19 protein-coding genes and 3 pseudogenes are annotated in these 21,469 nt (G+C 26.2%); 17 read left to right on the top strand and 5 right to left on the bottom strand.

Annotated features, from left to right (window positions below; translation table 11 throughout):
• Window positions 1-82: 82 nt before the first annotated feature.
• The 4 genes from frr to rpsB all read right to left on the bottom strand — a co-directional run bounded on the left by frr (window position 83) and on the right by rpsB (window position 3,201).
• A complete protein-coding gene (frr, locus tag D9V73_RS01100) occupies window positions 83-640 on the bottom strand; it encodes a ribosome recycling factor (protein ID WP_158336450.1) in 558 nt (185 codons plus the stop codon).
• Between the two features lie 113 nt (window positions 641-753).
• Window positions 754-1,503: a UMP kinase gene (pyrH, locus tag D9V73_RS01095; RefSeq protein WP_158336449.1), complete on the bottom strand. Its 750-nt coding sequence runs from the start codon at window positions 1,501-1,503 to the stop codon at window positions 754-756.
• Window positions 1,504-1,653: 150 nt separating this feature from the next.
• The gene (tsf, locus tag D9V73_RS01090; protein WP_158336448.1) at window positions 1,654-2,460 is read right to left on the bottom strand and encodes a translation elongation factor Ts; all 807 of its coding nucleotides are present in this window, start codon (window positions 2,458-2,460) and stop codon (window positions 1,654-1,656) included.
• Between the two features lie 54 nt (window positions 2,461-2,514).
• The gene (gene rpsB / locus D9V73_RS01085) at window positions 2,515-3,201 is read right to left on the bottom strand and encodes a 30S ribosomal protein S2 (RefSeq protein ID WP_158336447.1); all 687 of its coding nucleotides are present in this window, start codon (window positions 3,199-3,201) and stop codon (window positions 2,515-2,517) included.
• Window positions 3,202-3,518: 317 nt separating this feature from the next.
• On the opposite strand from rpsB, the gene map reads away from it, so the two are divergent.
• Window positions 3,519-4,319, top strand: a complete 801-nt coding sequence (map, locus tag D9V73_RS01080; RefSeq protein ID WP_158336446.1) for a type I methionyl aminopeptidase — start codon at window positions 3,519-3,521, stop codon at window positions 4,317-4,319.
• Window positions 4,320-4,420: 101 nt separating this feature from the next.
• Window positions 4,421-5,245 (top strand): 2,3,4,5-tetrahydropyridine-2,6-dicarboxylate N-succinyltransferase, encoded by an 825-nt coding sequence (gene dapD / locus D9V73_RS01075; RefSeq protein ID WP_158336445.1) that lies wholly within the window; start codon window positions 4,421-4,423, stop codon window positions 5,243-5,245.
• Between the two features lie 114 nt (window positions 5,246-5,359).
• Here the strand turns inward: dapD and D9V73_RS01070 are convergent, their stop codons facing one another.
• Window positions 5,360-6,799, bottom strand: coding sequence for a Do family serine endopeptidase (locus D9V73_RS01070; RefSeq protein WP_158336444.1), 1,440 nt, complete (start codon window positions 6,797-6,799; stop codon window positions 5,360-5,362).
• Window positions 6,800-7,328: 529 nt separating this feature from the next.
• Here D9V73_RS01070 and D9V73_RS01065 point away from each other — a divergent pair.
• From D9V73_RS01065 to murG, 15 genes and pseudogenes are all read left to right on the top strand, one after another.
• Entirely contained in the window at window positions 7,329-8,273 is a 945-nt protein-coding gene (locus tag D9V73_RS01065; RefSeq protein ID WP_158336443.1) for an FAD:protein FMN transferase, read from the top strand.
• Window positions 8,274-8,573: 300 nt separating this feature from the next.
• A complete protein-coding gene (gene ilvB, locus D9V73_RS01060) occupies window positions 8,574-10,295 on the top strand; it encodes a biosynthetic-type acetolactate synthase large subunit (RefSeq protein WP_158336442.1) in 1,722 nt (573 codons plus the stop codon).
• Between the two features lie 5 nt (window positions 10,296-10,300).
• Entirely contained in the window at window positions 10,301-10,780 is a 480-nt protein-coding gene (ilvN, locus tag D9V73_RS01055) for an acetolactate synthase small subunit (protein WP_158336441.1), read from the top strand.
• 189 nt (window positions 10,781-10,969) lie between these two features.
• Window positions 10,970-11,914 carry a 16S rRNA (cytosine(1402)-N(4))-methyltransferase RsmH gene (gene rsmH, locus D9V73_RS01050; RefSeq protein WP_158336440.1) on the top strand — a complete coding sequence of 315 codons (945 nt, stop codon included), beginning with the start codon at window positions 10,970-10,972 and terminating at the stop codon, window positions 11,912-11,914.
• Window positions 11,904-12,233 carry a cell division protein FtsL gene (ftsL, locus tag D9V73_RS01045; RefSeq protein ID WP_158336439.1) on the top strand — a complete coding sequence of 110 codons (330 nt, stop codon included), beginning with the start codon at window positions 11,904-11,906 and terminating at the stop codon, window positions 12,231-12,233. The genes rsmH and ftsL overlap by 11 nt, the downstream gene beginning before the upstream one ends.
• Before the next feature lie 15 nt (window positions 12,234-12,248).
• Entirely contained in the window at window positions 12,249-12,563 is a 315-nt protein-coding gene (locus D9V73_RS03010) for a hypothetical protein (RefSeq protein WP_261979192.1), read from the top strand.
• Window positions 12,536-13,474 carry a penicillin-binding transpeptidase domain-containing protein gene (locus D9V73_RS03005; RefSeq protein WP_410051761.1) on the top strand — a complete coding sequence of 313 codons (939 nt, stop codon included), beginning with the start codon at window positions 12,536-12,538 and terminating at the stop codon, window positions 13,472-13,474. The genes D9V73_RS03010 and D9V73_RS03005 overlap by 28 nt, the downstream gene beginning before the upstream one ends.
• 32 nt (window positions 13,475-13,506) lie before the next feature.
• Window positions 13,507-13,953, top strand: coding sequence for a penicillin-binding transpeptidase domain-containing protein (locus D9V73_RS03000; RefSeq protein WP_261979191.1), 447 nt, complete (start codon window positions 13,507-13,509; stop codon window positions 13,951-13,953).
• A 336-nt stretch (window positions 13,954-14,289) separates the two neighbouring features.
• Window positions 14,290-15,447: pseudogene (locus D9V73_RS01035) on the top strand (UDP-N-acetylmuramoyl-L-alanyl-D-glutamate--2,6-diaminopimelate ligase); the annotation flags it as partial.
• 4 nt (window positions 15,448-15,451) lie between these two features.
• Window positions 15,452-16,283 (top strand): annotated as a pseudogene (locus D9V73_RS02900) (Mur ligase family protein); the annotation flags it as partial.
• Window positions 16,284-16,292: 9 nt separating this feature from the next.
• Entirely contained in the window at window positions 16,293-16,838 is a 546-nt protein-coding gene (locus D9V73_RS02895) for a glutamate ligase domain-containing protein (protein WP_261979189.1), read from the top strand.
• Window positions 16,819-17,898 carry a phospho-N-acetylmuramoyl-pentapeptide-transferase gene (mraY, locus tag D9V73_RS01025; protein WP_158336437.1) on the top strand — a complete coding sequence of 360 codons (1,080 nt, stop codon included), beginning with the start codon at window positions 16,819-16,821 and terminating at the stop codon, window positions 17,896-17,898. Before D9V73_RS02895 ends, mraY begins: the two co-directional genes overlap by 20 nt.
• A 24-nt stretch (window positions 17,899-17,922) precedes the next feature.
• Window positions 17,923-19,230 carry a UDP-N-acetylmuramoyl-L-alanine--D-glutamate ligase gene (gene murD / locus D9V73_RS01020; RefSeq protein ID WP_261979204.1) on the top strand — a complete coding sequence of 436 codons (1,308 nt, stop codon included), beginning with the start codon at window positions 17,923-17,925 and terminating at the stop codon, window positions 19,228-19,230.
• Between the two features lie 7 nt (window positions 19,231-19,237).
• Window positions 19,238-20,410, top strand: coding sequence for a cell division protein FtsW (ftsW, locus tag D9V73_RS01015; protein WP_315984283.1), 1,173 nt, complete (start codon window positions 19,238-19,240; stop codon window positions 20,408-20,410).
• Window positions 20,407-21,467 (top strand): annotated as a pseudogene (gene murG, locus D9V73_RS01010) (undecaprenyldiphospho-muramoylpentapeptide beta-N-acetylglucosaminyltransferase). Before ftsW ends, murG begins: the two are co-directional and overlap by 4 nt.
• Window positions 21,468-21,469 lie beyond the last annotated feature (2 nt).

Below are 21,469 nucleotides of genomic sequence, written 5' to 3'. Positions count from 1 at the left end.
TTTACATTATTTTATAATAAAATATCTCTGATTTTGTTTTAACTCAAATTAAAATTTTTTACAAACATAGATATGTGATCTATTATATCTTCATAAGATCTTTATCTTTTTTATCTAAAATATGATTTATTTTTTTTATATATTTATCGGTTAGATTTTGTATTTTACTTTGTAAATTTCGCTCTACATCGTTGCTAATGAGTTTATCTTTTAAAATACGTTTTATTTTTTCATTAGAATCACGACGAATATTACGAATACTAATTCGACCTTGTTCTGCCATATTTCTTGCTAATTTTACATAATTTTTTCTTCGTTCTTCTGTTAAATTAGGAAGTATTATCTTTAAAGTATTTCCTACAGAAATAGGATTAATATTAAGATCAGAATTTGCAATAGCTTTTTCAACGTTTTTTTTAATAGAAACGTCAAACAAATTAATTTTCAAAGTATTAAAATTTTCTACAACTATATTTGATAATTTACATAATTTAACTTTATTTCCAAGATAATCAACATAAATAGAATTTAAAATTGAAGGAGATGCTCTTTCTGTTCGTAATGTACTAAGATGATTTATAAATAATTCAATACAATCATTCATTTTGGATTCTGTAAATGTTATGATTTTTTTTACCATAACAAGCCTCCTTACAATTTTTTGTTTACAAATATTGATACACAAAATATATTATATAATATTAAATATATAATTTAAAATAATAAACATCTATAAATCTTTCAAAGATTTTATCAAAATGATGATTGAATCAATGTTCCCTCTTGATTTCCTATTACGATTCGATATAAAATTCCTGGATTACATATATTAAAAATGCAAATAGGTAACTTATAATCTCGCGCTAATATAAAAGCAGACAAATCCATTACTTTTAATTCTTTATTTAATACTTCATTATGAGTAATTTTCTTATATAATTTTGAATTGAGATTTTTCTTAGGATCGCTAGAATAGACACCATTCACTCTAGTACCTTTTAAAATAATATCAGCTTGTATTTCTATTGCACGTAAACAAGCAGCTGAATCTGTAGTAAAACATGGATTTCCAAGCCCGCCAGAAAATATTACTACATGTTGATTATTTAACCAAGATATAGCTTTTTTAAAATGATACATTGCACATACTGATTTAATTGGAACCGTAGACATTAAATGTGTTTTAATATTTTTTTTATTCATAGCATCATGAAGTATTAATCCATTAATAATAGTAGACAACATACCAACATGATCAGAAACAACTCTATTAATCCCAAATTGAACTAATTTATCCCCTCGAAATATATTACCCCCTCCAATGACGATACCTACCTGTATACCTAGATTTACAATATTTTTTATCTCTTTTATAATTCGATTTAACTCATTTACATCTATACCAAATTGGTTATTTCCCTGTAAAGATTCACCACTTAATTTTATTAATACACGTTTAAATTTAAATACTCTATCATTTTTTTTTTCATATATATAGCTCATTTAATAAAACAAAATTTAAAAAATAAAATATAAACATAATATTTATACACTAAATTAAATACACTAATTAAAGATATAATAACCGCCATTTGGCGGTTTAATAACAATTTTACTACTACTTCAATTATTATTATTTGAAAATTAACGCGATTAATTCGAAATAAACTCTCCTATTTCGAATCGAACAAACGACACTATATCAATATTATTTTCTATAATAATATCACCAACAGTTTTATGAGGATTTAAAATAAAAGCTTGTCCTAATAGCGATCGTTCATTAGCGAATTTAGTCATTCTACCTTTTGCTATCTTTTCTATAATAAATTCAGATTTTTTAGATCTAGAAGCTAATTCTAATTGTATATTATACTCACGTTCTATAATATCACTAGGAATCAAATCTGGTCTTAAATATTCAGGTTTACTAGCAGCTATATGCATAGCAATATTTTTAACTAATGTCATATCATTACATGATGTGGTTTTCAATAATACACCAATGCGATTATGGTGCAAATAACTATTAACATTATTTCCGTTTAATACTGCTATACGACGAATGACAATATTTTCATTAACTTTTGAGATTAAATCAATTCTTTTTTCCTCGAAAAGTTTTTTTAATGAAATATAATCATTTTTTTCTATAGTAATTGCATTGTTGACTATATCTTTTCCAAAAGAAATAAAATTATGTTCTTTTGAAACGAAATCAGTTTCACAATTTAATTCTAACATAGCAAAACGCTTTTTATTACCACTAATAAATATAGAACCATGAGAAGTAACACATGATTGTTTATTTAATGCCTTAACCCTGCCAAGTTTTCTTAAAAAATCAATAGACTTATCTATATCCCCTTTCGTTTCTATTAATGCGTTTTTACAATCAACTATTCCAGCTCCAGTCTGAATACGTAACTGCTTTATTAAACGTGCTGAGATTACTTTCATCAAATATCCTTATATAAGTTTTATTATTATAATTATTAAAATCATATTAGTTAATTAATGTGAGGGTAATTTACCTAAAATTGTTTGAGAAACAGCGTTTAAATACAAATTAATCGCTTTAATAGCATCATCATTTCCAGGAATAATAAAATCTACTCCATCAGGATCAGAGTTAGTATCTACTATAGAAAATACTGAAATTCCTAAATTATTCGCCTCTCTTATAGCTATTTTTTCATATTCTGCATCAATAACAAATAAAGCATCAGGTAAACTACCCATATTTTTAATTCCACCTAAACTATGTTCTAACTTAGAAAGTTCACGCATACGCAATAATACTTCTTTTTTTGTTAATTTGTTAAAAGTACCATCCTTAGATTGTAATTCTAGATCTTTTAATCTCTTGATAGATTGACGTACTGTCTTCCAATTTGTTAACATACCACCTAACCAACGATGATTAACATAAAATTGCTCACATGATATTGCTGAATCTTTAATTGCTTTTCTCGCTGCTTTTTTCGTACCAACAAATAATATTTTACCTTTTTTTAATGAAATTTTTTTTAATTCAGATAAAGCAATCTTAAACATGGAAAGAGTAATTTCTAAATTGATAATATGAACTTTGCTCTTTGATCCAAAAATAAAATATCTCATTTTCGGATTCCAATAACGAGTTTGATGACCAAAATGAACACCTGCTTTTATCATATCTTTCATTGATACTACCGACATACAACCTCCGAAATAATAAATATAAATTAACTTAAGATAAAATAAAAAGTTTTATTTAGTACAAATAATATTTTGTAAAGCTTAAAGCCGTAATCTTGATAAAATAAAACATTAATTTAAAAGTATTTCAATATAATTAAACATATAAAATAACATATATAAAGAACCATATTCAAAATAGTTTTAAATAAATAAATAATAAAATTAAAAAAGATAAAATCTAACTATGTTAAAGAATATAGATAAGGAATAATATCTGTTTTATTAAAAAACAATTATAATTAAATTTATACAAAAATTAGCGTATAAGAAAAATAATGACTACCGTTTCTATTAAAAACACAAAAGAAATAAAAAAAATGCGAGTAGCAGGTAAACTCGTAGCAGAAGTTTTAGAAATGATTGAAACATACATTCAACCAGATGTATCTACAGAAGAACTAAATTATATTTGTCACAATCATATAATAAATAAACAAAAAGCTAAACCAGCTTGCTTAGGATACAATGGATTTCCAAAATCTATTTGTATTTCTGTTAACGATGTTGTTTGTCATGGTATTCCTAACTATAAAAATAAATTAAAAAATGGAGATATTGTGAATATTGACGTAGCAATCATCAAAAATAAATACTATAGTGATGCATCAAAAATGTTTTTTGTCGGACAACCTACACCATTAGGAAAAATGTTATGCGAAGTAGCAAAAAAAAGTTTATATTCATCACTATATATAATTAAACCAGGAATATACCTTAATCAAATTGGAAAAACCATACAGAAATATGTAGAAAAACATAACTTTTCTATAGTACGAGAATATTGTGGTCATGGCATTGGTACTAAATTTCATGAAGATCCACAAATATTACATCACAACTATTATAATAGCGAACAAATACAATTGCGATCCGGAATGACATTCACAATAGAACCTATGATAAATGCTGGTAAATGTGAGGTAAAGTGTATGAATGATGGATGGACGATAAAAACGAAAGACCATAGCTTATCCGCTCAATATGAACACACTATTTTAGTCAACGAAAAGGGATGCGAAGTATTAACAATACAAAAAGGAGAAACAATACCAAGAATATTATGTAATTCCTACTAATCTTACATAAAAATTTACATGTTACTATAAAAAACCCTATAATAAATTTATTAATAAAATATTTCAACTATATTAAACACACAAATAAAATTAAAAAAGATATGGAAAGCTTACAAAAAATAATTCAAAATACATTTGAAAATAAAAATAACATAAATTTTAGAAACCTAGATATAAATATATCTAATGCCATTAATCAAGTAATAGACATGCTAAACCAAGGAGTATTAAGAGTTTCAGAAAAAATACAAGGACAATGGGTAACTCACCAATGGATAAAACAAGCAATTTTATTGTACTTCTATGTTCAACAAAATACTGTTATAAAAAGTCATGATATGAAATATTATGACAAAATAAAACTAAAGTATTCAAAATATCAAGAACAACATTTTATTAAAGACGCAATAAGAATAGTTCCTCCAGCATCAATTCGATATGGTTCATTTATTGGGAAAAACACGATATTAATGCCTTCTTTTATAAATATAGGAGCATATATTGATACAGGAACAATGATAGATACATGGGCAACTGTTGGATCCTGTGCCCAAATAGGAAAAAATGTTCACTTATCCGGTGGAGTAGGAATAGGAGGTGTATTAGAACCATTACAAAACAACCCGACAATTGTTGAAGATAATTGCTTTATCGGAGCTCGATCAGAAATCGTCGAAGGAATAATAATTGAATCCGGTTCAGTTATTTCTATGGGTGTATACATTGGTAGAAGTACTAAAATTTATGACAGAAATAGTAAAACGGTTTCTTATGGTAAAATTCCAAAAGGATCCGTAGTAGTTCCTGGAAGCTTACCATCTAAAAACAGAGATCATAATCTATATTGCGCTATTATTGTTAAAAAAGTAGACGAAAAAACATTAAGTAAAATAAAAATTAATGAGATTTTGAGAAATATAGATTAATATTATTTAAAGCAACTTTCTTAAGTTATTACATAGTATACTTAAGATTACATAAATTTAAAATCCTACCTAAAAATAAAAGACATCTTTACTATTTTCTAGGTAGGTTAAACTTTAGTCTTGCATAACTAAATATATCATTTCACTTCCACGTTTAACATGAAAAACTAATACTTCTGGTTTTGTTCGAAGTAATATTCGAAAACTATCTAAAGACGGTACAAAATGCTTATTAATATCAATAATAATATCATTTTTTCTTAAACCAATTCGAAACGCATTTGTATTTTTCTTAACATTATCAACATAAATTCCTTTTTTTTGTCCATTTACATAAAAATCACTTACTTCAGCACCTCCAAGAGAAGCATGTAAAGTAACAGAATCAATCTTGTTTTTTATACGTGGTTTTAATTCTACTATCACAGATTGAAAAATTCCGTCCCGCAATAAACCTAACTCCATTTTAGTATTCACTGGTAAAGACGCTATTTCAGCACGTAATGCTAAAAAACTAAAAATAGGCTTCTTGTTTAAAGAAATAATTACATCTCCTGGTTTTATTCCTGCAACGTCAGCTGACGACTTTAATAAAACACGACTGATAAAAGCCCCTCTGCTTATATTGAGTTTCATAACCTTGGCTAAATCAGAATTTAACTCTGATCCTATAACACCTAATTCATTACGATAAACTTGTCCATAAACTATCATTTGATTAGTTAAACTTTTAACTATATTCACTGGAATAGCAAAACCTATTCCAATATTTCCGCCATCTGGAGCTAAAATGGCAGTATTGATTCCTATCAATTCTCCTTTTAAATTAATTAATGCTCCTCCAGAATTTCCTCGATTAATGGCTGCATCAGTTTGAATAAAATTTTCATAACGCTCAATATTTAAACCACTACGGTTTAAAGCAGAAATAATTCCAGAAGTAACAGTTTCTCCTAATCCATATGGATTACCAATAGCAATAACATAATCTCCTACTCTCAATGAATTAGAATCAGATACTTTTATTTCCTTTAAATTTTTAATTTCATTTAGCTGAATTAAAGCAATATCAAAACGCGCATCTCTACCAATTATTTTGGCGCTATATTTGCTCCCGTTACTTAACTGAACTTGAATTTTATTCGCATGATCAATAACATGATTATTAGTTACTACATATCCTTTTCTGGCGTTGATAATCACTCCTGACCCTAATGCATAAAATTTTTCTTGATTAGAACTTTTATTAAATTTTTTTTGACATAACGGTGATTCTTTCAATGGAGACTCTTTTTGACACAATGGGGAAGCATCTCCAAAAAATGGATGAAATTGATGAGGTAAATAAGAATGTCGAACAGTATTACCTTCAACACTGATACTGACCACAGAAGGCATTACTTGTTCTAGCATTGGCGCCAAACTAGAACTCATAGATTCTGAACGCATAACATCACTAGTAGATGTTGATTTGCTCCATGATAAACCTAAACTTAGTAACACAAGAACAAATATAGGTATTATTTTCCTTAATATTAATATCATAGTTTTCATTTTTTTCTCATTATCAAACTAAAATTAACTATTATAAACAACGATTGAATTACTGTTTTAACTTATTTAATTAAGTAATTTATTAATAAAAAATTATTAAGTTTACCCCTTTAACTATATAATTTTTTATATGCATATAAAACGTATAATATAAGTATGAAATAAAAAACGAAACTTATATTATATTTTAAAAATAAGTATATTCTTATTATAATTTAAAATAATAATACAACATATAATTTTAATGAACTAAAATTCACAGCAGTATAAAAACAAAATTTTATATATGCTAACATCTTAAAATTTTAAATTATAATTATTAGAAAAATACATATTTATTAATTTAACTTATTTCATTTTTTAAAACATGTTATTCGAATAAATAATATATATTAATATCTTATTATAAGAAGTATAGAGGTAAAGTGAAAACATTATATAAACGCGCATTTTTTTTTTATTTGTAATATTGTATATACACTTATATAAAACAAAACAAATTAAAACAGTTTATTTATCTGGAATAACTATGGGTACAATATGGAAAATAAATTTTGTTAATGAATATACGAATAAAAATATTTTAATAAAAGCAATCGAACAACAAATTTATGAAGATAACAAAAAATTATCTTTTTGGGAAAACAGTTCGGATATTTCAAAATTTAATAACTATAAAAGCACTAAACCTCAACGTATTGATAAAAATTTAGCAAAAATAGTGTCAGTAGCTTTATTGATAGGAAAAAAAACATTTAATGCATTAGATATAACTGTAGGAACATTAGTAAATTTATGGGGATTTGGGCCAAAAATGATTCCAAGAAGTATTCCAACACCGAAACAAATCAAACACGCTCTTTCATTAACAGGACTGAAACATATACAACTTATTAAACAACATAAAAAATATTATTTAAAAAAAAATATCAAGGACACAATATTAGATCTATCTACACTAGGAGAGGGTTTCATTGCAGACCATCTAGGAGAATTACTAAAAAAATATAAAATACAAGATTTTACTATCTCTGTTGGAGGAGCAATAGTTACACATATTAAAAATAAATTCTCTAATCCTAAAATGATAGCTATTCAAGAACCAACAGATAAAATAACTAAAATACATACCATCGTTAAACTTAAAAATAATGCTATTAGTACTTCAGGAACTTATAGAAATTATTTTTATCTAGAAGGAAAAAAAATTACACATATCATTAATCCTATAACAGGTAATCCTATTACAACTAACCTAATCTCTGTTAGCGTAATTACAAAATCAGCGTTAGAATCAGATGCATGGGATACAGGATTAATGATATTAGGTTTTAACCGAGCTAAAAAATTAGCTATTAAAGAAAAATTAGCTGTGTGTTTGATAAAAAAACACAAATCTGTCTTATTTACTTGGATATCACCTCAATTTCGACTTTTTTTAAAAGATAATATTTTAAAAACATATTTTATATAAATAAAACTAATAATACGTAATACTTCACTAAAGTAATAGTGTCAAATTTTAATAATTATAAATAATCAATAAATATTTTAAAAAAAGTCAAAACTAAAATATATCGATTTACATTTAAAAACAAACATTTTATCATAAACTTAACAAGTTAATTGAAAATAATAATTTATATATCTACTATAGAACAATTTATATAAATAAACTGCAATAATCATTTTACATATAATATTAAGTACACGCATTTAATATTATATGTAAAACTATATTAAAATAAATATTAAAATTATAATCGGAGAAAAAATGGAAATGTTATCAGGATCTGAAATGGTTATTCAATCACTGATCGATCAAGGTATTAAATACATTTTTGGTTATCCTGGAGGAGCAGTACTAGACATATATGACTCTCTGAAATCAACTAATAAAATTAAACACATATTAGTACGTCACGAACAAGGTGCTACTCATATGGCTGATGGATATGCACGAGCTACGGGGAAGGTAGGAGTAGTTTTAGTCACTTCTGGACCTGGTGCAACTAATGCTATCACAGGTATTGCTACAGCATATATGGATTCAATTCCTATAGTAGTAATATCAGGACAAGTAGCGTCGTACTTAATAGGATATGATGCATTTCAAGAATGCGATATGATAGGAATTTCCCGACCAATAGTTAAACACAGTTTTTTAGTAAAAAAAACAGAAGATATTCCTATTACTTTTAAAAAAGCATTTTGGCTTGCGTCAAGTGGTCGACCTGGTCCAATTGTAATTGATTTACCTAAAGACATTCTTAACTCATGTAAGAAAAAACCATATGTATGGCCAACTAAAATCAATATACGTTCTTATCATCCAATAATTAAAGGCCATTTTGGACAAATAAAAAAAGCTATTGATGCTTTAAAACTAGCAAAGCAACCTATAATTTACGTAGGAGGAGGAGTTATTAGTTCGAACAGTCACAACGAACTAAAAGAATTTGCAGAAAGACTTAATATTCCAGTGACTACTTCTTTAATGGCACTTGGAGCATTTCCAGGTCAACATCCACAAAATTTAAATATGTTAGGTATGCACGGTACTTATGAAGCTAACATGGCTATACATAACTCTGACTTAATCTTAGCAATAGGAGTTCGGTTTGACGACAGAACTACCAATAACGTTGATAAATATTGTCCAAATGCTACGATTATACATATTGATATCGATCCTACATCTATATCAAAAACTATTACTGCACATATCCCAATTATAGGAAATGCAAAAAACATTTTACAACAAATGCTACAACTTATAAACGATAGCATGTTTGTAAAAGAACTTTATTGCTTAAAAAAATGGTGGATCAAAATTAATCATTGGAAAAGTATGAATAGTTTACATATTAACATAGATAACGTAAAGATTAAACCACAAAGCGTTATCAAAACTATCTGGAAACTTACTAAAGGAGAAGCTTATATTGCATCCGATGTTGGACAACATCAAATGTTTACAGCATTATATTATCCCTTTCAAAAACCTAGAAGATGGATTAATTCAGGTGGATTAGGTACTATGGGATTTGGTTTGCCAGCAGCTTTAGGCGCCAAACTAGCATTACCAAAAAAGACAATTATTTGTATCACTGGAGATGGAAGTATTCAGATGAATATTCAAGAACTATCTACAGCGATGCAATATGAATTACCAATATTAATATTAAATTTAAACAATAGATCATTAGGTATGGTACGACAATGGCAAGACATAATCTATTCGGGTCGACATTCTCACTCTTACATGAAATCCTTACCAAATTTCGTTCAATTAGCTGAATCATATGGACATATAGGAATATACATTGAACATCCTAAAGACTTAGAAAAAAAATTAAGAATAGCTTTAGAACAATTAAAAAAAGGACACTTAGTTTTCGTTGACGTAATAATTGATGCTTCGGAACATGTATATCCCATGCAAATCCGAGGTGGAGGAATGAATAGTATGATATTAAGAAAAAACGGAAAATAAATACTATGAAAAGAATTATATCTATTTTATTAGAAAACGAATCTGGAGCATTATCACGAGTAGTAGGACTATTTTCACAAAGAGGATATAACATAGAAAGTATAACAGTCGCGCCAACAGAAGATTCGTCTATATCAAAAATGACTATACAAACCGAAGGAGATGAAAAAGTAATTGAACAAATAGAAAAACAATTACATAAGTTAATAGATGTTTTACAAGTCACCGAAATAGAATATGAAAATCACTTAGAACGAGAAATTATATTAATTAAAATCAAAAGTATTACAAGTAGTACACGAAAAGAACTAAAACAAATTACTGATATCTTTCAAGGTATTATTGTTAATGTAACATCTTTACATTATACGGTACAACTATCAGGAACCAGTAATAAAATAAACTCATATCTAGCTGTAATACGAGATATATCAGAAATAATTGAAATTTCTCGATCAGGAATCATAAGTATTTCTAGAAATTAGTAATCTAACTACAATTTATATATAATCATAATTGTATATATTGTTAAGCGTAATATTCAACCAATACGATTTTTATTATATGATATTTAATTATTTTATATAAATACAATGTATCATTAAAATATAAAATATATCAGTTAACATATATAAATTACATAACTTAAATATTAAAGTGTTGTACTCAAAAACGTGAATAATATACATTTAAATCATATTCCTGTCTTAACAAAAGAAGTAATTAAATCGTTAAATATCAAAAAAAACGGAACTTATATTGATTGTACATTTGGATTCGGAGGTCATTCAAAAAAGATTTTAGAACATTTAAACGATAGAGGAACATTATATGCTATTGATAAAGATCCATATTCTATTAATATAGCGAAAAAAATATGCGATAATAGGTTTCATATCATTCCAGGTAATTTTTCAAAAATTTTAAAAAATTTTCAAAGAAATAATACTAAAAAAATTGACGGAATATTATTAGACCTAGGAATGTCGTCTATGCAACTAAATAATCCAAATAGAGGATTTTCTTTTTTATTAAATGGACCACTTGACATGCGTATGAATCCAAAAGTGGGAATTAAAGCCTCTGAATGGTTAATGAAATCTGATGTTAAATCTATTACGAAAGTTTTATACGAATTTGGAGAAGAACGTTTTGCAAAAAAAATAGCTATTAAAATTGTTCAGCAAAACAAAATTAAACCTATTACTACAACTATCGAATTATCAAATCTTATAAAAAAAATTGTTCCAAAAAATAAAAAACATCCCGCTACAAGAACTTTTCAAGCTATTAGAATACATATCAATCAAGAATTAAACGAACTTAGAGAGGTTCTTAAATATGCATTAAAAATATTAACTTACAAAGGGCGTTTATCAGTAATAAGTTTTCATTCACTTGAAGATCGTATAGTTAAAAAATTCATACTAAAAAATAGTAAACCACCATTTATTCCAACTGGAATTGGAATTAATGAAATACAATTAAGTAATTTAAAACAAATCACATTAAAAATTATCGATAAAGTTATACCAACGAAAATCGAAATTAACACTAACCCAAGAGCACGCAGTGCAATTTTAAGAATTTCTGAAAAGAAAAATATCAATGAACAATAATTATTATCATTTACCTAAAATTATTCTAAACGATTTAATAAAATTTTATAAATATATACTAATTTTACTATTAATAATTACAATATCTTCAATCTTATTAATTACTATTATCCAGAAAACACGATTATTAATTTCACGAGAAGAGCGATTAAACATAATTAAAAACAAAATAGAATCAGAATGGAACACTTTAATTATAGAAAGAAGTTTATTAACATCTCATAGTAGAGTTGAACAGAACGCTATAAAAAAATTAAATATGACATATGTTGATCCATTTAAAGAAAAAATTATTATCCAATCAGAACCAAAAAAATAGGAAGTTATTATACTCATGAAATATATTGTTAATAACATAGAAATTAATAACTTTACAAAAAAACGTTACTATACTAATAACCGTTTTATTATTTTGTTTAGTATAATTATTACTTCTATTACTATAATTTTTTTTAAAATAACTATATTACAATTATTTAATACTAAACAATTAATACAGAAAAGCGATTTAATATCATCTAGAATACAATTAGAACCTAATTCAAGAGGAATTATCAAAGATAGATCAGGAAATATATTGGCTCTAAGTATACCTGTAAACAATATTAGTATAGATCCAAAATTTTTTTTAAAAAAAAAATTGTTATAAATGAAAAATGGAAAGAATTATCAAAAGTATTATCTATTCCTCTAAGAGAAATTATATATAAAATTCATCATTTCAAAAATAGTCATTTTACATATTTAGCACAAAAAGTTAGTCCAAAAGTTGGAGAATACATAAAAAAATTAAACTTGCCTGGAATGTACGTTACTGAAGATTTTAAGAGATATTATCCATCTGGAAAACTAGTTTCACAATTAATCGGATTAACTGACGTTGACGGAATAGGAATTGAAGGGTTAGAGAAAAGTTTTGATAAGATACTTATAGGAACCCCAGGAAAGCGAAAAATTAGAACCGACAAGTTTGGAAATATCGTTGAAAAAGTTACATTAGTTAAAAAAAATATACCACACAACATAAATTTAAGTATAGACATAAGATTACAAACTATTATATATCGTGAATTAACTAATGCTGTTAATTTTAACCAAGCTAAATCTGGAACAGCTATTTTAACAAACATAAAAACTGGTGAAATTTTAGCTATGGCTAATAGCCCAACATATAATCCAAATAACTTAAAAAAAGTATCTATGGAATTAATTCGAAATAAAGCCATTACTGATATATTTGAACCTGGATCTACAGTTAAACCTATGGTAATCATGCAAGCGTTAAAAAATAAAATTATAACACCAAAATCTGTAATTAACACTACTCCATTTGAAATAAACCAACATACAATACAAGACGTATCGTATCATAATAAATTATCAATTACTGATATCCTAAAAAAATCAAGTAATACAGGTGTATCTAAATTAGCACTTCTAATGCCAGTATCTGCACTAACTGATGTTTATTCTAAATTTGGTTTAGGGAAATCAACTAACTTAGGATTAATAGGAGAACAAAAAGGAATATATCCACAAAAAAAAAATGGTCTGATTTAGACAAAGCTACATTTTCTTTCGGATATGGATTGATGGTTACACCCCTTCAATTAGCAAATGTTTACACAATCATCGGTAGATACGGCTTGTCTAAGCCATTATCTATTATTAAAACTCATAAAAAAACTAATGAAGTACAAGTATTTTCTAAATCTCTAGTAAAAATTGTATTAAAAATGCTTGAATCCGTGACTAAACCAGGAGGTGTGGGAATAAAAGCAGCGATTAGAGGATACAAAGTTGCAGCAAAAACAGGAACTTCAAAAAAAGTAAATATAAATGGAAAATATGTTAATAGATATATATCTTATACGGTAGGTGTTGCTCCAATTAGTCATCCAAAATTTTCTCTTATTGTAATGATCAACGATCCAAAAGCAGGAAAATATTATGGAGGAACAATTTCTGCTCCAGTATTTAGCTCAATCATGAACTTTGCATTAAGAATAATTAATATTAAACCTGATGATATCTATTAAAATATTAAAATAATAAATCCATATAAATGGTTTAAAAAATTATTATATTATCAGATCAATATAATTAAATTACATATATCAATACAAGTACAATAAAATAATTAAAAATTAATACAACTACCGTGTATTCATATCATGCTTTACAATGTTATACGTAATACCCATAAGAATATTTTGATAAACGTATTAATATACATAGCAGGAGACTATTTTAATACAACAAAATATTATAGAAATGTTATACATAATAAAATTTTATGATACATTTTATAAAATACTTTGAATACTTATTTACAATGCAAAATAAAACTATAATAAAAAAAAAATGAGTTAACACTTATTGGAGTCACCGGGACCAATGGAAAAAGTTCTGTAACTCACCTTATTGCTCAATGGAGTTACCTACTAAAACGAACAATAGGCATTATGGGCACTTTAGGAAATGGAACTTATAATGATCTCAAACCATCCGTAAATACAACAGAATCTTTTGTTAATATACAAAGATTCTTAAAAAAAATGTTAAAAAAACACATTAAAATTATTGCTATGGAAATTTCTTCACATGGAATAGCTCAAAATCGAATATCTAAACTTTACTTTTCCATAGCAATACTTACCAATATTACATCTGACCATTTGGATTACCATATAAATTTAGAAAACTATATACAAGCAAAATGGAAATTTTTTTCTCAAAACAGAATACAAACGTTTATTATTAATACTGATGATAATATTGGAAGAACCTGGATTAAAAAGTTGCCAAAAAACAATGTTATTATAGTTAGTACACATCAAACTTTTAATTTTTCATCGTTTAAAAAATGGATATTTGCACATCATATAATATATAAAAAATCTCAAACTGATATTTACTTTAAATCTAGTTGGGGAGAAGGAGTACTCAACAGTAAATTATTTGGACGATTTAATGTTATTAACTTATTATTAGCTCTAGCAACACTTCTAGAATTAGGATATCCAATTTCTTATTTAATAAAGACATGTAATAAAATACAAGCTATTTATGGAAGAATGCAATTATTTAAAGTTCCAAACAAACCATCAATTATCATTGACTATGCACACAACGAAGATGCATTTAGAAATGTATTAAAAACCATTCGTGAAATATATTATCATAATAAAATATGGTGTGTTTTTGGTTGTGGAGGAGATAGAGATAAATCAAAACGATCTTTAATGGGGGCAGTTGCCGAAACAATAGCTGACAATATAATTTTAACTAATGACAATCCAAGAAATGAAAATCAAAAACAAATTATTGAAGATATCTTAGAAAAATGTACATATAAAAAAAATATTTATATCATATTAAATCGAAAAAACGCTATTACTTTTGCCGTAACTCACGCTAATATTGACGATTGTATTGCAATATTAGGGAAAGGTCATGAGAAATACCAAATTATAAAAAATAAAAGGTATCATTTTTCTGATCATGAAGTAATTAAAAAATTATTGGAATAAAAATATGATCCAAATATCTCTTAATCAACTATGTTCAATTACAAACGGTATGTATTTCCACAACGATACTTATAAAAAAAATAATTTAACTTTTAATGCCATTAGCATAGATTCCAAAAAAATCATTCCAGGATGTCTATTTATTGCTATATTAGGAAAGCGTTTTAATGCACATAGATTTATTAATGAAGCAATAATAAAAGGAGCTTCTGCAATATTAGTAGAAAATAAAATTAAATCAGATATACCACAAATTATTGTAAAAGACACTACTATAGCTTTGGGTAAAATAGCATTCTGGATAAGAAAACAAAGTAAATCACATATTATTGCATTAACTGGATCATCTGGAAAAACATCTGTTAAGGAAATTACTACTTCTATATTACGACATTGCGGAAAAACTTTATCGACATTTCAAAATTTAAACAATAATATTGGAGTACCACTGACATTATTAAATCTTACTTCATCACACAAATATGCTGTTATCGAGATTGGTGCTAACCATCATAAAGAGATCTCATATTCAACACAATTAACTAAACCTAATATAGTACTAATAAACAATATTCATTATTCTCATTTAGATGGATTTAAATCATTATTAGGAGTCTCTAAAGCAAAACAAGAAATTTTTATTGGATTATCCAAAACTGGTATAGCCATATTTAATGCAGATAGCCACCATTGGTCAAGATGGAAAAAAAATATAAATACAAAAAATGTAATTTGGTTTTCAATAAAAAAAAAACGACTTATTTGCGAGTAACATTGTTCTAAATAATAATGGTTCTTCTTTTATACTACATTCTCCACATGGAAAAACAAATATTGATTTACCTTTGTTAGGATTTCATAATGTTTCTAACGCCCTCGCTGCTGCAGCTATAGCAATTTCATTAAATATTCCTCTAAAATATATTCAACGTGGACTATCTAAAGCTCCAACTATTCCTGGAAGACTAGAAATTATTAAACTAAATAAATATCAAATAATTATTAATGATACTTATAATGCTAATATTGCATCAACGATTGCAGCAATCAAAATTTTAGAAAATATGCCAGGGTATACAATTTTCGTTTCTGGAAATATATCTGAACTCGGAGCGGCAAGTATTTTATATCATAGAATGATCGGAAACGTTTGTTTTGCTTCCAAAATAAATGAAGTTATGAGTATTGGTACATTAAGTAAGGAAATAAGTAAAAACAGTAAAAAAGGATATCACTATACTTCACCGAAAGTATTAATTAATAATTTAATACAAAAAATATTTTTATATAAAAAAATAACAATTCTAGTGAAAGGATCTAGAAGCGAAAAGTTAGAAGTCATAGTACAAAAACTAATTCAGGAATATACTTATGCTTGTTCTCATAATTAAGCATTTTTTTAATACAAATTTTAACCAGTTATCATATTTAATCTATCGATCTCTTATCAGTTTGTTGACGTCATTATCTTTCTCTCTAATATTTGGATCACACTTAATTACATACTTAAAAAAATACCAAATTTATCAAATTATTAGGAATAAAGGACCGAAAACACATTATAAAAAGCAAAATATACCAACTATGGGGGGGTTACTAATATTATCTTCTATTCTTGTATCTGTTTTATTATGGTCAAATTTATTAAATATATATATTCGATACACATTAATAGTTTTAATAGGATTTGGAATAATCGGGTTAATAGACGATTATAAAAAAATTTACTTTAAAACATCCAAAGGATTATCATCTAAGTGGAAACTTTTTTTTCTATCTATATTTTCCATTTTTTTAATTACAATAATATGTTATAACACAAAAAATAACTTTTTTATTCAATTAATACTTCCAATTAAAAAAAATGTTGTGATTCATATTGGAATAATATATATACTTTTATCATATTTTATATTAGTTGGATCTAGTAACGCTGTAAACTTAACAGACGGTTTAGACGGATTAGCAATTATTCCTGTTGTTTTTATATCTATAGGATTATGTATATTATCATTTATTTCTGGAAATTTAAATTGTGCAAAATATTTTAATATCATGTATATAGCTCATATTAATGAACTTGCTATTTTTTGTTCAGCTATTATCGGATCAGGATTAGGATTTTTATGGTTTAATACATATCCAGCAAAAATATTTATGGGAGATATTGGATCTCTTCCTTTAGGAGGAATGATAGGAACAATAGCTATATTATTACATCAAGAAATAATATTTTTCATTATGAGCGGAATTTTCATTATAGAGACTTTATCAGTAATGATTCAGGTAACATATTTTAAATTAAGAAAGAAAAGAATATTTAGAATGACGCCAATTCACCATCATTATGAATTAACCACTTGCCCCGAACCGAGAGTAATAGTTCGATTTTGGATTATTGCTTTTGTATTTACTTTACTGGGCTTAACTTGTATATTTAAGATTAACTAAAATGTATAATTATCATAAAAAAAAATACTAATACTTGGAATGGGATTAACAGGAATTTCTTGCTTACATTTTTTTGTATCTCGAAAAATTTATCCTAAAATAATGAATTTCGATTCAAATTCAAAGTATATTAAAAATATAAAACTATTCAAAAATATAACTTATCATATAGGTTCAATAAATTACGAATGGATCAGAGAATCTGATTTAATTATCAAAAGTCCTGGAATAACATTGTCTCATCCAGCATTAATATATGCTCATAAAAAAGGTATTGAAATTATCGGAGACATTGAATTGTTCGTCAGAGAAACAAATGTTCCTATAATTGCTATTACTGGATCTAATGGTAAAAGTACAGTAACAACTATGGTAAATAATATATTGCAATTATCTGGTCTAAAAGTGTATATGGGGGGCAATATAGGTATTCCTGCACTAAATATTTTAAATCATTCAGCAGAATTATATATTCTAGAATTATCTAGTTTTCAATTAGAAACTACTTCTACTCTGAAACCTGAAATTGCAAGCGTACTTAATATTAGTCCCGATCACATGAACAGGTATCCATTAGGAATGACTGAATATAGACAAAAAAAACTAAAAATTTATAACAAAGCAAAATTGTCTATTCTAAATTTAGAAGATGAATTATCATATAATAAAGACATCAAAACACGACCTAACATTACGTTTGGCGTTAAAAAAGGAGAATACCACTTAAAAAAAATATACAATTGTATTTGGCTATGCTATAAATCAACAAAATTGTTAAATACTAATAAACTATTAATATCAGGTCAACACAATTATATAAATGCATTATCTGCATTATCTATTGTTCATAATTTAAATATTGATATTAAAATTAGTTTGAAAGCACTACAACAATTTTTAGGATTACCTCATCGTTTTCAATTTGTATATAAAAGAAATAATGTTGTATGGATTAACGATTCTAAATCTACAAATATTGGTAGTACGCAATCAGCTATTAATAACTTATTGCCATATGTAATAGGAAAAATTAGATTAATATTAGGAGGAGACGGAAAACTAGCCGATTTTTCTTTATTAAAACCCTATTTAAAACACGAAAACATAATTATTTATTGCTATGGAAAAAGTCAACGAACATTATCCACACTGTTCCCTGAGAAATCAATGTGTTTAAATACATTAAAAGATACAGTATATTTTATAAAAAAAATACTAAAACCACATGATATAGTTCTATTATCTCCTGCTTGTAGTAGTGTAGACCAATTTTCTAACTTTGAAGAACGAGGAAATGTTTTTATGAAGTTAATAAAAGACATACATCAATGAAGCTTAAATATTTGCTATTCAAAAAAAAACAAAAAAAAAACATACTAGAACGTTAAGTAAAATAAAACTATACGATTCTACATTAGTTTGGTGTACAATAATATTGATACTGATCGGGTTGACTATGGTAACTTCTGCTTCTATGCCAATAGCTAATCATATACATAAAGATTTATTTTTTTTTACAAAAAAGGAAATTGTATATTTAATATTAACCCTATTTTTAGTAAATATTGTTCTTCAAATTCCTATATTTTTTTGGAACAATCATAGTATAAAGATTCTTCTAATATCTATTATTATGTTATTGCTAGTTATGATAATAGGTATTCCAATTAATGGTTCTTCTAGATGGATCAAAATAGGTTTAATACATATACAACCTGCTGAATTATCTAAACTTACTCTATTATGCTATTTATCTCGTTATCTATCACGTAAACATCATGAAGTTATTAATAGTTTTTTTGGATTTATTAAACCTATAGGAATAGTATGTATTATATCAATATTACTGCTAATAGAACCAGATCTAGGAACAGTAGCTATATATTTTATAACTACATTATCTCTGCTATTTATTTCTGGTGTTCAAATTTGGAAATTTATACCTATTATATTTTTAGGTATAATAATAACTACTATATTAATCATGATTACACCTTATCGTAGTGAACGAATATTATCTTTTTTAAATCCTTGGAACGATCCATTCGGGAAGGGTTACCAATTAACACAATCGCTAATGGCGTTAGGAAGAGGAAATGTCTTCGGAGTAGGTCTAGGACAATCTATTCAAAAGTTAGAATATTTACCTGAAGCACATACTGATTTTATTTTTTCAATAATAGGTGAAGAATTAGGATATCTTGGAATTTCTATCATATTATCTATGATATTTTTTATTGTGTTTCGAGCATTAAATATCAGTAGAAATGCATTAAATAATAACGATATTTTCTCTGGCTATTTAGCTCATTCAATTGGTGTATGGATTGCTAGTCAAACTTTAATTAACGTTAGTACTGCAATCGGAATATTACCAACTAAAGGATTAACTCTACCACTGCTTAGCTACGGTGGGTCTAGTTTAATAGTTATTTCTCTTTCTATTGCTATATTGTTACGAATCGATTTCGAAACACGAATAAAAATAAATTTTTATCAGGACTTCAAATGAAAAAAAAAATAATGATTATGGCTGGTGGTACTTGTGGACATATTTTCCCTGGGCTAATTATTGCTAATGCATTAATAAAACGAGGTTGGAATGTATCTTGGCTAGGCACGTCTAACAGAATGGAATCTAATATAATACCTAATCATGGAATTCCTATTGAGTATATTAACATACGCACTATTAAAAAAAAAATATTTTTAATTTAATTAAATTTTTTTTTCAAATTTTTCGATCTTGTTATCAAGCTAGCTCAATTATAAAAAAAATAAATCCTGATATAATATTAGGAATGGGAGGATATATCTCTTTCCCAGGAGGGTTAGTATCAATTCTATATAAAAAACCATTATTAATTCATGAACAAAATAGAACTATGGGATTATCTAATAAAATATTATCCAAATTTTCAACTCGTGTAATGCAAGCATTTCCGAAAACAGCATTAAATGCAGAAACAGTAGGTAACCCATTAAGAAAAAAAATTATGGATTTACCAAATCCCATGTCTCGATTTAAATACAGAATTGGTCCACTTAAAATATTGATTTTAGGTGGAAGTCAAGGAGCTAATATACTTAATATCACATTTCCTAAAATAGCTTATACTTTAAAAAATAAAATTATCATTTGGCATCAAGCAGGAAAAAACAATATAATTAAAACGTTAAAAAACTATAAGAAGTTTGAAATACATCCATATAAAATAACTGATTTTATCAAAAATATGGCCGAAGCATATAGTTGGGCTGATATGGTTGTTTGTCGTTCCGGTGCACTTACAGTAAGTGAAATTGAATACATTGGTCTTCCAGCTATATTTATCCCTTTTCCTCACAGAAACAAACATCAGTACTGGAATGCCTATCCATTACAAATAAAAGGGGGAGCAATAATAGTAGAACAAAATTGTCTTCTTAAAAATAAAATAATTAAAATTTTAGAAAAAATAACTCGCAAGAAACTTATTATTATGGCAAAAAAAATATATTCTAAGCATAAAAATAATCCTACTAAAACTATTACTACTATTATCGAAAATACAAATAATATTAATTAAAA

The organism is Buchnera aphidicola (Melaphis rhois) (assembly GCF_005080745.1).
In the GTDB taxonomy this organism is placed as follows: domain Bacteria; phylum Pseudomonadota; class Gammaproteobacteria; order Enterobacterales; family Enterobacteriaceae; genus Buchnera_B; species Buchnera_B aphidicola_AT.
Note: the sequence above shows the minus strand (reverse complement) of the source record. Positions and strands in the feature narration are given on the sequence as shown.

Excerpts from the sequence above, each read along its gene's own strand:
- pyrH (WP_158336449.1), bottom strand. The coding sequence starts at position 1,503 with ATGAGCTATATATATGAAAAAAAAAATGATAGAGTATTTAAATTTAAA.
- tsf (WP_158336448.1), bottom strand. The coding sequence starts at position 2,460 with ATGAAAGTAATCTCAGCACGTTTAATAAAGCAGTTACGTATTCAGACT.
- D9V73_RS03010 (WP_261979192.1), top strand. The coding sequence starts at position 12,249 with ATGAAATATATTGTTAATAACATAGAAATTAATAACTTTACAAAAAAA.
- ilvB (WP_158336442.1), top strand. The coding sequence starts at position 8,574 with ATGGAAATGTTATCAGGATCTGAAATGGTTATTCAATCACTGATCGAT.
- frr (WP_158336450.1), bottom strand. The coding sequence starts at position 640 with ATGGTAAAAAAAATCATAACATTTACAGAATCCAAAATGAATGATTGT.
- dapD (WP_158336445.1), top strand. The coding sequence starts at position 4,421 with ATGGAAAGCTTACAAAAAATAATTCAAAATACATTTGAAAATAAAAAT.
- rpsB (WP_158336447.1), bottom strand. The coding sequence starts at position 3,201 with ATGTCGGTAGTATCAATGAAAGATATGATAAAAGCAGGTGTTCATTTT.
- mraY (WP_158336437.1), top strand. The coding sequence starts at position 16,819 with ATGCTTGTTCTCATAATTAAGCATTTTTTTAATACAAATTTTAACCAG.
- D9V73_RS03000 (WP_261979191.1), top strand. The coding sequence starts at position 13,507 with ATGGTTACACCCCTTCAATTAGCAAATGTTTACACAATCATCGGTAGA.
- D9V73_RS01065 (WP_158336443.1), top strand. The coding sequence starts at position 7,329 with ATGGGTACAATATGGAAAATAAATTTTGTTAATGAATATACGAATAAA.
- map (WP_158336446.1), top strand. The coding sequence starts at position 3,519 with ATGACTACCGTTTCTATTAAAAACACAAAAGAAATAAAAAAAATGCGA.
- D9V73_RS01070 (WP_158336444.1), bottom strand. The coding sequence starts at position 6,799 with ATGAAAACTATGATATTAATATTAAGGAAAATAATACCTATATTTGTT.
- ilvN (WP_158336441.1), top strand. The coding sequence starts at position 10,301 with ATGAAAAGAATTATATCTATTTTATTAGAAAACGAATCTGGAGCATTA.
- ftsL (WP_158336439.1), top strand. The coding sequence starts at position 11,904 with ATGAACAATAATTATTATCATTTACCTAAAATTATTCTAAACGATTTA.